We start from the raw sequence: 12,569 nt of genomic DNA on the forward strand, positions 1-12,569 counted from the left end.
GCTCCTGTTCTTCGTCAGATAGCCCGCTATCTTCCTCATCACAGAAGCAAAAATGCCTCAAAAACTCATCCCAAATCATCGCACGATAAATTCAAAACAGCTTCTAACTTTTTCATAACTTTGGCTTCTTTAATTGGTTTCATCTGTATGACGGAAAGAAACCGGAAGCTCCCTATTGGCGGATAGTGAATATTCGTTAATCGGGCAATGTTTTCAAGGTTTCTTGTGTTTCCCTTTCTGGCATCCGGCACATCCGCATCCGCACCCGCAATCGGTTTGTCCCGGTTTCTTCTTCTTGAAGAACTTCAGGAAGTGCCGCCCTGCGTAAATAACGCAGAGCAGCACGATGATATAAACAAGGATAGTTTGTGTGTCCATGAGTTTTATTTTTAGGAACTAGGCACTAGTTGACCAGGTACTAGGTCTTTAATAGCATGTATTTATCTAATTAAAACCGATGTCAACTAGTCAATTAAATAAATAATTTCCCTATCTGATGCACCGCAAACGCCACTATCCAGGCAAGTACGGTAGTATAGCAAGCCGCAAAAGCTGCCCACTTCCAGCTTCCCGACTCGTTCTTGATAGCCGCTATTGTGGCGATGCAGGGGAAGTATATCAGTACGAAGAGCATATAGCCGTATGCCACTAAGGGCGTGATGGGGATGCGTTCGGAGAGATTGACATTCTCGATGTCTTCTTCGTTGGTGTAGAGTACGCCCAGCGTACTGACCACCAGTTCTTTGGCTCCTACGCCCGACAAGATGCCGATGCCCATCTTCCAGTCGAATCCTAACGGTTCGATAACGGGCTCGATGGCTTTTCCTATCTGGCCGATGTAGGAGTTCTCCTGCTGTTCGGCGGTAGTTTCATACCGGTCGTGGTTGGGATAATATCCGAGGAACCAGATGATGATGGACGCTATCATGATGATTCCTCCCATCTTCTTGAGGTATTGCGCGCCTTTTTCCCAGGTGTGGCGTGCCACCGATTTTGCCGTAGGCATACGGTAGGGTGGAAGTTCCATGACGAAAGGAGCATCTTCGCCTTTTACGATGAACTTGCTGAAGATGCGTGCCATGAGCACGGCGAGCAGGATGCCGGCTACGTAGAGCGAGAGCAATACCAGGCTGGCGTGGCTGGGGAAGAAGGCTCCTATCAATACCAGATAGATGGGCAGGCGGGCGCTGCACGACATCAGCGGGTTGATGAGCATGGTGACCAGGCGTGCCTTGCGGCTTTCGATGATGCGCGAAGCCATGATAGCCGGTACATTGCATCCGAAGCCCATGATGAGGGGGATGAACGACTTGCCGTGCAATCCCATTTTGTGCATGATTTTATCCATGATGAATGCCGCGCGTGCCATGTAACCCGTATCTTCCATGAACGAGATGAAGATGTAGAGCAGCAGGATGTTGGGCAAGAACACGATGACGCCTCCCACACCTCCGATGATGCCATCGATGACCAAATCCTTGAGTGGGCCTGCGGGCATGTAATGTTCGGCCAGTGAACCGATTTGTGCTACCAGCCATTCAATCCACTCCTGCGGGTAGGCACCAAGGATGAAGGTGCACTCGAACATGATGTAAAGGAAAAGGAAGAAGATGGGGAAGCCCCATATCTTGTGGGTCACGATGCTGTCTACCACACGGGTGAATGCTTCGGTGTTCTGGTTCTTCTCCACGAAAGTTTCTTTCAGTGCGCCTGAGATAAAGCCGTATTTGGCATCGGTGATGGCTTGTTCGCTGTCTTCGTTCATCGCCCGGCGGATGCGTTCGGCTTCCCTGTCGCGTATCTGGATGACTTCTGCGCCGTTGGGAAGGGTAGAGATGACGTGCTGCTCGATATCCTTGTCGTTTTCCAGCAGCTTGATGGCCAGGAAGCGGGTGGAGTATTTGTAACGGATGTTCTCGTTCTTGCAGATTTCTTTCTTTACGGCATCGATACTGCGCTCCAGTTCCGGCCCGTGGTTGATGTGGATGTGGCGGATATAGCTTTTCGAGTCAAACTCTTGTACTTCTTCTTCCTTGCTTCCGAACTTGTGGTCGGGCGCGTACTGGTCGTGCCATTGGCGTAGTTCGCGCAGGGCTTCATTCTTGATCTCATCTTTTTGCCCCATGAAGTCGGCACCTTCGTATAGCCCGATGATGACGTGGAAAAGTGTATCGATGCCTTTTCCTGTGCGGCTTACGGTGGGCACCATAGGTACGCCTAACAGTTGCCCCAGTGTTTTATGGTCGAGGGTATTTCCGCTATGCTCCAGTGCGTCGTACATGTTGAGTGCCACCACCATGCGCACATTCATGTCGATGAGTTGGGTGGTGAGATAGAGGTTGCGCTCCAAGTTGCCTGCATCCACTACGTTGATAATGACGTCGGGTGTCTCATCGATGATGTGCTTACGCACGTAAAGTTCTTCGGGACTGTATGCCGAGAGCGAATAGGTGCCCGGCAGGTCGACCAGCCGGAAGTGATAGCCTTGGAAATCGAAATGCCCTTCTTTGGCATCTACCGTTACTCCGCTATAGTTGCCTACATGTTCGTGCGCTCCCGAAGCGATGTTGAAAAGTGAAGTCTTGCCGCAGTTGGGGTTCCCCACCAGTGCCACGTTGATGGTGCGCCGTTTGCCCTGTGCTATTTCCTTCAGTTTTTCTTCGGATACGGGAATGTCTTCTTCGATGGGGTTGAGCACCCGGTCTTCGTGCATGGAGGCGCGTGCTTCTTCTTCGCTCATCACTTCAATCATCTCTGCCTCTTGCCGGCGGAGTGAAATCTCGTATCCCATGATTTTGTATTTGATAGGGTCTTTCAGCGGTGCGTTCAGCAGTACTTCCACCGTCTTTCCCTTGATGAAGCCCATTTCGATGATGCGCCGGCGGAATCCTCCGTGCCCCATTACTTTGATGATGACTCCTTTTTCTCCAGTTTTAAGTTCTGATAGTCTCATAGTTGCCGTTTATTTTGCGGCAAAGATATAGGATAGATTTTTACTATGCAAGTTATTTAGATTGTTTTTAAATAGAATGCAAAGAAGTTGCATCGGTTTTCGCTTCAGAATGTATGTATATGGGGTGTTGGGAGCACTTATCTGCAAGAGGTTTTGCACATAGGTGCATGAGGCATTGCATATAGTCAGGTATTTTTCTTATCTTTGCTTTATGTTTAAAAGGAAGATATTGCGATTTGTCCGCGAGAAAGATTTGTTTGCCGGAGGTGATACGGTTGTGGTGGCACTGAGTGGGGGAGCTGACTCGGTAGCTTTGTTGCGTGTGCTGGTGGAATCGGGTGTACGATGTGTGGCAGCCCATTGTAATTTCCATTTGCGCGGGACGGAATCGGACCGGGATGAGGCTTTTGTGCGGACTTTGTGTGCAAGGCTGGAAGTGCCTTTGCATGTGGCTGATTTTGATACGAAGGCATATGCCGCTGCGCATCATGTCTCGGTAGAGATGGCAGCACGCGAGCTTCGTTATGCTTGGTTCGAACAAATCCGTATGCAAGAGCAAGCGCAGGCAATCGCTGTGGCTCATCATCGTGACGATAGCGTAGAGACTTTCTTGTTGAATCTGGTTCGGGGAACAGGCATACAGGGATTGAAAGGCATTGCGGCAAAGAACGGCAAGGTGGTGCGTCCGCTTCTGGAGGTGAGCCGTGAGGAGATTTTGTGCTATCTGAAGCAGTTGGGGCAGGACTATGTGACCGACAGTACTAATGCAAAGGATGTGTTTATGCGTAATAAAATACGGCTCGATGTGCTTCCGCTATTGAAAGAAATCAATCCGTCGGTAAGCGAGACCATCGCCGGGACCGCGCGTAGGCTTGCTGATGTAGAGGCGGTCTATCGTTCGTCAATGGAAGAGTCTTGCAAGCGGGTAAAGGATGATGAAGGGCGTATTCATATCAGTTCTGTGCTGCGGGAAGTGTCTCCGCAGGCGGTTTTGTTCGAATTGTTGCATCCGCTGGGATTCAATTCGGCGCAACTGAATGATATTTACCGTAGCTTGGATGGAGAATCGGGCAGGTTGTTTTATTCGGCGGATTATGTGGTTCTGCGCGACCGTGATTGCCTGCTGGTCAGAAAACGGGAAGAAACGGAAGAAGTGGTATGGACTTTGCAGCAGGAAACGGTTGAGGTGAATGCAGGCTTCCAAGTGCCGAAAGATGTGCATGTGGCTTGTCTGGATGCTTCGAAGGTAAAGGCTCCGCTGGTATTGCGTAAATGGCAGGCGGGCGATAAGTTCGTTCCCTTTGGTATGCGTGGATTCAAGAAGGTGCGCGACTATTTGCGCGACCGCAAGTACTCTTTGTTCGATAAAGAAAACCAATATGTGGTGTGTGCCGGTGATGATATCGTATGGCTGGTAAACGAACGTACCGATAATCGTTTCCGGGTAACGGGACAGACCCGTCGGGTATTGATGTTGCGGGTAAAAAAAGATACTCCAGCCATTCTCTAATGGTTGGAGCAGTCTTTATAGGGCGTTTTTAAAGGTCGTTTCCCTGTCGCTCCAGGGTAAGAAAAATGTTATGGGCATTTATAATCAAATTCCCCAAGCCATATAATTGAAGTATCTGATTGGGTTGCGTTATTAATCCAGATAGCTTCCTTTTATAGTTTCCATATCAAAACCGTACGTTCTTGATATGGAAACCGTATGTTTTCGATATGGAAACCGTACGGTTTCCATATGGAGAACGTAAAAGGAAGACAGCTTGAAACAGATACTGAACCTTTCAATCATGCATTGATTCATATCCGCTAAACAAATTTATCAGAAAAATTAAGAAGCTGTTTTGGATTTATCGTGCGATGATTTGGGATGAGTTTTTGAGGCATTTTCGCTTCTGTGATGAGGAAGATAGCGGGCTATCTGACGAAGAACAGGAGCGAAAAGGACCAAAAATCGCCCAAAGCACACACGAAAACGGATACATCAAGCCAAGAAAAACTTTTTGGAGAAATTCAAAACAGCTTCTAAGAGCCTGTCCTTTTATGGAATGTTCTTCAAAACCTTATTCCATTTATTGATATGCTTCCTGCCTGTTGTCATTCTGCTGTTTTCCTATATCCGACTCCTTATAGAGGATTTTAGTGCCAAGTTGCATATCGCAAACCGCAGGAAATCAGAGAAGTATGATGCAAATAGGTGGACTTTGTTCCGGTGGAAATCAAGTCCACCTATTTCACCTGTTTTTATTGCCCCATTTTGCCCCGAAATGCAGGTGGAAGATAAAAGAAAAACCGCTGATAATGATTGATTATCAGCGGTTTTCGTTGTTCTGCTATTTGATTAAGTGATCCGCTTGGGGCTCGAACCCAAGACCCCAACATTAAAAGTGTTGTGCTCTACCTGCTGAGCTAGCGAATCAAACCTGTTTTGCCGTCATTTCTGATTGCGGGTGCAAAGATAGACACTTTTCTTGAACTGGCAAAACTTTTGAAGTTTTTTTTCTGATTATTTCATTTTTCGGTTCTTTCCCCGACCTCCTTACTCTGTTTCCCTACCAGATTTCCCTCGTAACGCTTTTTGGTAACATCTCCGGCATAAAGGCTCGTATTCTTCTTTTTCGCCAAGCAACACACGCTTGTCATCCGCTACCGTGCGGTGAGAAATATATGCCAAATCACCACATTTCACACAAATAGCATGCACTTTCGTCACTTCATCGGCTATGGCACACAATCCGGGTATCGGACCGAAAGGAACACCTTTGTAATCCATATCCAAACCGGCGATGATAACCCGTACCCCGCGGTTAGCCAGTTCGTTGCAGATACCTATCAAGCCTTCATCAAAGAATTGTGCTTCATCAATACCAACCACATCAATTTCGGAGCCAAGCAAAAGAATGCTCGCTGATGTTTCTACCGGAGTTGACTTAATGGAATTATTATCGTGTGACACCACTTCCGCCTCCGAATAGCGTGTGTCGATAGCTGGTTTGAATATTTCTACTTGTTGACGAGCAAACATTGCACGCTTCAGGCGGCGTATCAGTTCTTCAGTTTTACCCGAAAACATCGAACCGCATATCACCTCAATTCGTCCACGACGAAAAGTCTCTTGTGTATGGTCTTCTGAAAATACTACCATGATATGATCTTCTGTTTGAATAATTGCGGTTGCAAAAGTACGTTTTCTAAAGCAAAAAAGAATACAGTCCAGACTAAAAAACGATGTTTTAGGCTAGAATAATACAACTTCTGTTAAATAATGGAGCAAATTAACACATACAATCAAAAACTTTCTACCTTTGCTATATTATAAATGACAAATATGGGTAAACTGTATGTAGTACCTACTCCAGTAGGCAATTTAGAAGACATGACATTGCGTGCCATACGGGTGCTGAAAGAGGTCGACTTGATTTTAGCGGAAGACACCCGCACATCGGGTATTCTGCTGAAGCACTTCGAAATCAAGAATGCCCTGCAATCTTACCATAAGTTCAATGAACATCAGGTACTGGAGAGCATCATCACGCGGCTCAAGGCTGGAGAAAACATCGCCTTGATATCGGATGCAGGCACGCCAGGCATTTCCGACCCGGGATTTCTGGTTGTCCGCGAATGCGTAAGGAACGGCATCGAAGTGCAATGCCTGCCGGGGGCAACAGCCTTTGTACCGGCATTGGTAGCCTCAGGACTGCCGGATGAACGCTTCTGTTTCGAAGGTTTCTTGCCTCAGAAAAAAGGACGGATGACACGTTTGAACTCACTGGCAGAAGAGACACGGACGATGATATTTTATGAATCTCCATACAGGCTGGTAAAAACCTTAACCCAATTCGCCGAACTTTTCGGTGAAGAACGGCAGGTTTCTGTTTGTCGGGAAATTTCAAAAATACATGAGGAAAGCGTACGAGGGACGCTTGCAGAAGTAATAGCGCATTTCACCGTTGCCGAACCTAAAGGAGAAATAGTAATCATACTTGCAGGGAAAGAAAAATAAAAGTATAAATTCTAAACAGATAAGAAACTATGAAGAAAGTTGTTTTATTTTCGCTATGCGCAGCAGCCTTATTGGCTTCCTGTACAAATTCGGGGCAGAAAAAAGACGCATTACAAGTTCAAAACGACTCATTGATGCTGGAATTGTCTAATCGGGATGCAGAACTCGATGAGATTATGGGAGCTTTCAACGAGATACAAGAAGGCTTCCGCGAAATTAATGAAGCCGAAAACCGTGTTGACTTGAAAGGTGATGCAATGGAAAGCAAATCGAGTGCAGAGAAAATCAAGGAAGATATCCGTTTCATCAGCCAGAAATTGCAAGCCAATCGTGCACGAATTGCAGAACTGGAGAAACAGCTGCAAAATAGCAACTACCAGTCTGCACAACTGAAAAAAGCAATCCAGAACCTGACCGCTGAACTGGAATCGAAACAAAAGCAAATAGAAACCTTGCAGGCAGAACTGGCTTCGAAAAACATCCGCATTGCTGAACTGGATGAAGCTGTAGCCGACTTGAACAAAAACGTAGACGAACTGACGGCAGAAAATGAAGCCAAAACGGAAACTGTAGTGGCACAAGACAAGGCACTGAATACTGCCTGGTATGTATTCGGAACAAAATCGGAACTGAAAGACCAGAAAATCCTGAAACGTGGAGATGTATTAAAAGATAACGAATTTAACAAGGATTATTTTACTGAAATTGATATCCGTCAGGACAAAGAAATCAAACTTTACTCCAAACGCGCTGAACTGCTGACTACACATCCTGAAGGTTCATACGAACTGGTAAAAGATGACAAAGGACAGTTGACTCTGAAAATCACAAACCCCAGTCAGTTCTGGAGTGTATCACGCTATCTGGTTATCCAAGTACGTTAACACGGCTCATATTAAACAATGAATTGTGCCCGATAAATGTTGGGCACAATTCATTTTACATGTTCTCTCACACCAACATTTCGGAGTTGTTTTGAATTTCTCCAAACAAAATTATCCAATCTGATACAGCCAAATACCTAAGTTTATCTTTATTTATCCAAACAATTATTCATTTTATAGGGTAAGTTCTCATTTTTTTAGCTAACTTGCCATCCGAAATCAGCATAAACAAAAACAAATGAGAAAAATCTGTTTGCTTTTCATACTTTGGGCATGTGTATGCTTGACCGGAAATGCCGGAACGCAGGCAAGTGAGACAAAAAAGGATACAACCGAAATTTACATTGAGAAACAACTGGACAACCGTTGTTTCACGGTAGATGTATCGATGGCTTATCCCATGCGAGGAAGGAGTATTCCGTTGACAAGTTCTTACAGCCTGAAGATGAAAAACGACTCGGTAGACGTATATCTTCCCTATTTCGGAAGAGCTTACTCGGTGCCTTACGGAGGTGGAAAAGGCTTACATTTCCAATCGGAAATTACGGGCTTTTGCCTTGAAAAGAAAAAGAAAGGATACGAAGTCCGCTTTTCTTCGAAAACCGAAGAAGATGTTTTCGATTTTTATCTCGACATTTCTACAGGAGGTTCTGTAACGGTTTCTGTCACGATGCACAACAGGCAACCAATCCGTTACAGTGGAGAAATAGTGGCCGAAGAAATGCAATAATAAATAAAGATATCCGTTTTTATGGAAAATAACCAATACTATATTGACCGGCTGGAAAAGAAAAGCGTAAAACCTACTTCCATACGTCTTTTAGTATTCAAGGCAATGGTAGAAGCTGAACATCCGGTTTCGTTGCTTGACTTAGAGACAATACTCGAAACGGTTGATAAATCAACTATATTTCGTACCTTAAACACTTTTCTTGCCCACCACCTGATACATGACATCGAAGACGGCAGCGGGTCGCTGAAATACGAAATCTGTTCGGGAGAAAATGCATGCAGCATTGACGACATGCATACGCATTTTTATTGCGAAGTGTGTCACCGTACATTCTGTTTTAAAGGAATACACATTCCTGTGGTAAATCTGCCCGAAGGTTTCGACATGCACAGCATCAACTATATGGCGAAGGGAATCTGCCGCGACTGTACTCGTCAACGCAGGCAAGCGAATAAACAACCAATCTAAATATCCATTTAATTAAAGTAAAAACATTATGAACGAAATTTTCAGTATTGCCGGAAAAGTAGCCGTCGTAACCGGCGGCTCCGGTGTGTTAGGGAGTAATATTGCAGAAGGTTTTTTACGTGCCGGTGCTAAAGTAATCATTATCGGTGCCCACAAAGACCGCGTAGATGCAGCTGTAGAACGCCTGAAACAGACAGGAGGTGAAATAAGAGGTACAGTATGTAACGTACTCGACATTGAAAGTCTGAATGCAGTAAAAGACGAAGTACTGGCCCAGTGGGGACGAGTAGACATTTTGGTCAATGCCGCAGGAGGAAATATTCCAGGTGGTACACTGACAGTAGACCAAAACATCTTCGACATGAAAGTTGAAGATTTGGACAAAGTGGTTGACCTGAACCTGAACGGAACGGTTTACCCTTGTCTGGTGTTCGGTGAAATCATGGCAAAGCAACAGAGTGGTGCTATCGTTAACGTTTCTTCGATGGCTGCCTACGAATCCATCACCCGTGTACCTGGTTATTCAATGGCGAAAAGTGCTGTAGAAAACTTTACACGCTGGATGGCGCAGGAAATGGCAATCAAGTTCAGCGAGAAAATCCGTGTCAATGCCATCGCCCCCGGTTTCTTCATCGGCAACCAGAACCGTGCCATCCTGATAAACCCCGACGGTTCGTTAACCGACCGTAGCAAGAAGGTCATTGCCAAAACCCCGATGCGGCGGTTTGGTGATATTTCTGAACTGAACGGTGCTGTACAGTTCTTATGTAGTGATGCTGCCAGCTTCATCACGGGTGCTGTATTGGCTGTAGACGGCGGCTTCAGCGCATTCAGCGGCGTCTGATTAACTACAGGTGTACTCACCATTACAATTTATAAATCCTATGTGTTTCGACATATAAAAAATGAAAGTCTGCAAACCCCAATCAGCACATGATAAGTTCAAAACAGTTTCTTCTATGCGAACATTCAAAAAAAGAGGATAATCTTCTTCAACGAAGAGGATTATCCTTTTTCTGAATCAGTACTGCCAAGAAATTTAGCACATCATTTCAGCTCCAAAGGCACGCCACGGTAAAAGTCTAGTATTTTGAAGCGGAAGATATAGTTGTATTTCGCCTGCAGCTGATCGGACACCGCACGCATCCATGCCGTGCGCGACTCATTAAACTCGGTAGCATTCGCCTTGCCATTCATGTAACGTTCTTTCATTAAGTCGAATGAGGCCTTAGCAGCTTCGGCTGCAGTACGGCTACTGGTGTATTGTGTCTGAGCACTCAACGTATTATAATACGCCTGTTGTATTTCCTTGTACAAAGTTTTTTTGCTATCTTCCAGTTGCCATCCCAACGTAGTTTGTTGGATGCGTGCACTCCGTACACGATTGCGCGTTGCCAGACGGTTGAAGATAGGGATGCTCAATGTCAACCCCACATACTGGCTAAAATTATCTCGCAGCTGTGAACCGAAGCCTGCATTGTCCATGCCTGACATTTTATAATAATTAGTACTCAACCCTGCTCCTAAACTCAGCTGAGGATAGTAAGCACTTTGTGCGATGCGGATGCTCTTTTGTGCTCCTTCCAAACGATATTGCGCCGCCTTGATGACAGGCTTTATCAGCAAGGCATCGGCATAGATTTCAGCAGGTGGAAGCGGGGTGCCCAAATTCTCCACGGCATCAGTTTGGGGCGAAACGATAGCAAATCCGTCAGGAGAAGGTAACTCAAGCAGTTGACTGAGGTCAAGCAATGCCAACTGATAGTCGTTGTCTGCCTGCACTGCCGACAACTCATCTTGAGCCACGCGTGACTTAGCCTCATATAGTTCCGACTCCGAGGCCTTGCCATTTCGGAAATAAGCTTCGCGCTGTACCAGCATTTCACGGCTGAGGTCGACCTGTTCGTGCGCCACACGTGCCAATTCGTCATTAAACAAGACCTGCAAATAACTGGATGCCACTTGTATACTGACATTTTCTTTAGCAGCATTCAGGTCTTCAAGAGCAGCCTGCAGGTTAAGTTTCGAGAGAGCAATGTTGTTAGGAATCTGCAATCCGGTAAAAAGCGGCACACTGGTAGAAAGGCTGAAGCCTGTATTTTGGGTATTGATGCTATTGTAAGTATTGTCTGCCTGCAAACTTCGACCGAAGCTAAAAGAGTGCGATGCACTTCCGTTCAGATCGGGCAGACGGCTGTTTTTCGCTGTGCTCAGTTCTATCTTGCTCTGCTCGGCAGAAGCTTCCTGCTGCTTGATGGTTAGGTTATGTTCGATGGCATAATCAATGCATTTCTTCAATGTCCATGCCTGCTGAGCATGCACAGGCATACACATGGCTCCTATCCCTATAAATAAATAACTGAATTTCATCATCGCGAATATTTATTGGTCTTCTATTTTCAGTCCGCGAACCTTGTCACCGGACTTTAATCCTTGTTTCACTTCCGTATCGATGCCATTACTGATACCTGTTACGATTTGCTGGCGTTTGAACTTCTGGTCAGGCACACTATCTGTCAATACATAAACAAAAGTAGAATCACCGCTAAATTCGACGGCACTTTCGGGAACAGTTAACGCGCCGTCAACATGTTGCAATTCCATCTCTGCATTGGCGCTGTACCCCGAACGGATAGTCACACTATCGGGCACATCGATAGCAGCTTTGATTTCAAACTGATTGGCGCCATTATTTTCTGTACTTTTAGGAGATATATATTCCAATACGGCATCAAACTTCATATTCTGTAAGGCTCCTAAGGTGATTTTCACTGGAATCCCTTCGCGGATACGTCCCACTTCGGTCTCATCTACATTTCCACGGAATATCAAGTCACTCATATCTGCCACAGTAGCAATCGTCGTTCCGTCATTGAAGGTATTACTCATTATCACCGAATTTCCCACCTTGATAGGTACATCCAATATCAATCCGGTAATCGTAGAACGTATCAACGTACTACTGAATGAAGCACTGTTTTTCGTAATGCCTTCTTTCACGATTTCCAGATTGTCTTTTGCTGCCTGAAGTTCTTCACGTGCCTGCTTGGCAGCAAGCAACGTCTTTTCGTATTCTTCATTACTTACCAGCTTACCTTGGTAAAGTTTTTCCATACGTTCCAAATCGATTTCTGCCTGTTTGCCGTTCATCTCTGCCAGCCGGACCCGGCTCTCTGCCGCATTAAGTGTGCCCAGTTCAGGAATCACTTTTACTTTGGCAATAACCTCACCTTCTTTCACGGTCTGTCCTGCCTCTTTATACACTTCAGCTATGATACCCGATATTTGTGGCTTGATTTCCACCTCGTCACGTGGCTCTATCTTTCCCGTGGCAACAGTAGTCTGTACCAAGTCTTTGGTTTCTGCCTTCAACACTTGATAACTCACTTTTTCCGGCTGCGATTTCTGATAAAGAAATACAAATGTCCCAATAAACACGATGGCTATCAGAACCAGTACAGCAATTTTCATAAACTTCTTCATATAGGTTATGGTTTTTATTTGTTTCTTTTTTTTGTTCACTAC

Annotated in this window: 13 protein-coding genes and 1 tRNA gene; 8 read left to right on the forward strand and 6 right to left on the reverse strand. The window is 45.5% G+C overall.

Going from position 1 to position 12,569, the window contains the following annotated elements:
* The coding region (locus B5F71_RS20740) for a hypothetical protein (RefSeq protein ID WP_206423827.1) at positions 1-186 on the forward strand (186 nt) is incomplete at its 5' end.
* Between the two features lie 27 nt (positions 187-213).
* Here the strand turns inward: B5F71_RS20740 and B5F71_RS07045 are convergent.
* Both B5F71_RS07045 and feoB read right to left on the reverse strand, forming a co-directional pair.
* Positions 214-378 (reverse strand): FeoB-associated Cys-rich membrane protein, encoded by a 165-nt coding sequence (locus tag B5F71_RS07045; RefSeq protein WP_022039495.1) that lies wholly within the window; start codon positions 376-378, stop codon positions 214-216.
* 94 nt (positions 379-472) lie between these two features.
* Complete coding sequence (gene feoB / locus B5F71_RS07050; RefSeq protein WP_087208760.1) at positions 473-2,953, reverse strand: ferrous iron transport protein B; 2,481 nt, start codon at positions 2,951-2,953, stop codon at positions 473-475.
* 211 nt (positions 2,954-3,164) lie between these two features.
* On the opposite strand from feoB, the gene tilS reads away from it, so the two are divergent.
* Both tilS and B5F71_RS20595 read left to right on the forward strand, forming a co-directional pair.
* The gene (tilS, locus tag B5F71_RS07055; protein ID WP_087208762.1) at positions 3,165-4,463 is read left to right on the forward strand and encodes a tRNA lysidine(34) synthetase TilS; all 1,299 of its coding nucleotides are present in this window, start codon (positions 3,165-3,167) and stop codon (positions 4,461-4,463) included.
* A 353-nt stretch (positions 4,464-4,816) separates the two neighbouring features.
* Positions 4,817-5,035, forward strand: coding sequence for a hypothetical protein (locus B5F71_RS20595; RefSeq protein WP_162609934.1), 219 nt, complete (start codon positions 4,817-4,819; stop codon positions 5,033-5,035).
* A 267-nt stretch (positions 5,036-5,302) separates the two neighbouring features.
* On the opposite strand, the gene B5F71_RS07065 is transcribed toward B5F71_RS20595, so the two are convergent.
* Both B5F71_RS07065 and B5F71_RS07070 read right to left on the reverse strand, forming a co-directional pair.
* A tRNA-Lys gene (locus B5F71_RS07065) sits at positions 5,303-5,375 on the reverse strand.
* A gap of 120 nt (positions 5,376-5,495) precedes the next feature.
* Complete coding sequence (locus B5F71_RS07070) at positions 5,496-6,101, reverse strand: thymidine kinase (RefSeq protein WP_022039840.1); 606 nt, start codon at positions 6,099-6,101, stop codon at positions 5,496-5,498.
* 183 nt (positions 6,102-6,284) lie between these two features.
* On the opposite strand from B5F71_RS07070, the gene rsmI reads away from it, so the two are divergent.
* From rsmI to B5F71_RS07095, 5 genes are all read left to right on the forward strand, one after another.
* Positions 6,285-6,959: a 16S rRNA (cytidine(1402)-2'-O)-methyltransferase gene (rsmI, locus tag B5F71_RS07075; RefSeq protein WP_022039841.1), complete on the forward strand. Its 675-nt coding sequence runs from the start codon at positions 6,285-6,287 to the stop codon at positions 6,957-6,959.
* 29 nt (positions 6,960-6,988) lie between these two features.
* Complete coding sequence (locus B5F71_RS07080; RefSeq protein ID WP_022039842.1) at positions 6,989-7,843, forward strand: hypothetical protein; 855 nt, start codon at positions 6,989-6,991, stop codon at positions 7,841-7,843.
* Positions 7,844-8,081: 238 nt separating this feature from the next.
* Complete coding sequence (locus B5F71_RS07085; protein ID WP_087208766.1) at positions 8,082-8,573, forward strand: DUF4251 domain-containing protein; 492 nt, start codon at positions 8,082-8,084, stop codon at positions 8,571-8,573.
* Positions 8,574-8,594: 21 nt separating this feature from the next.
* The gene (locus tag B5F71_RS07090) at positions 8,595-9,044 is read left to right on the forward strand and encodes a transcriptional repressor (protein ID WP_022039056.1); all 450 of its coding nucleotides are present in this window, start codon (positions 8,595-8,597) and stop codon (positions 9,042-9,044) included.
* A 28-nt stretch (positions 9,045-9,072) separates the two neighbouring features.
* Positions 9,073-9,888, forward strand: a complete 816-nt coding sequence (locus B5F71_RS07095; protein ID WP_022039057.1) for an SDR family oxidoreductase — start codon at positions 9,073-9,075, stop codon at positions 9,886-9,888.
* A 203-nt stretch (positions 9,889-10,091) separates the two neighbouring features.
* Here the strand turns inward: B5F71_RS07095 and B5F71_RS07100 are convergent, their stop codons facing one another.
* Both B5F71_RS07100 and B5F71_RS07105 read right to left on the reverse strand, forming a co-directional pair.
* Positions 10,092-11,414: a TolC family protein gene (locus tag B5F71_RS07100; protein WP_022039058.1), complete on the reverse strand. Its 1,323-nt coding sequence runs from the start codon at positions 11,412-11,414 to the stop codon at positions 10,092-10,094.
* A gap of 12 nt (positions 11,415-11,426) precedes the next feature.
* Entirely contained in the window at positions 11,427-12,527 is a 1,101-nt protein-coding gene (locus B5F71_RS07105; protein ID WP_022039059.1) for an efflux RND transporter periplasmic adaptor subunit, read from the reverse strand.
* Positions 12,528-12,569: the final 42 nt, after the last annotated feature.

This window comes from Bacteroides sp. An269, assembly GCF_002159755.1.
Lineage (GTDB): Bacteria > Bacteroidota > Bacteroidia > Bacteroidales > Bacteroidaceae > Phocaeicola > Phocaeicola intestinalis.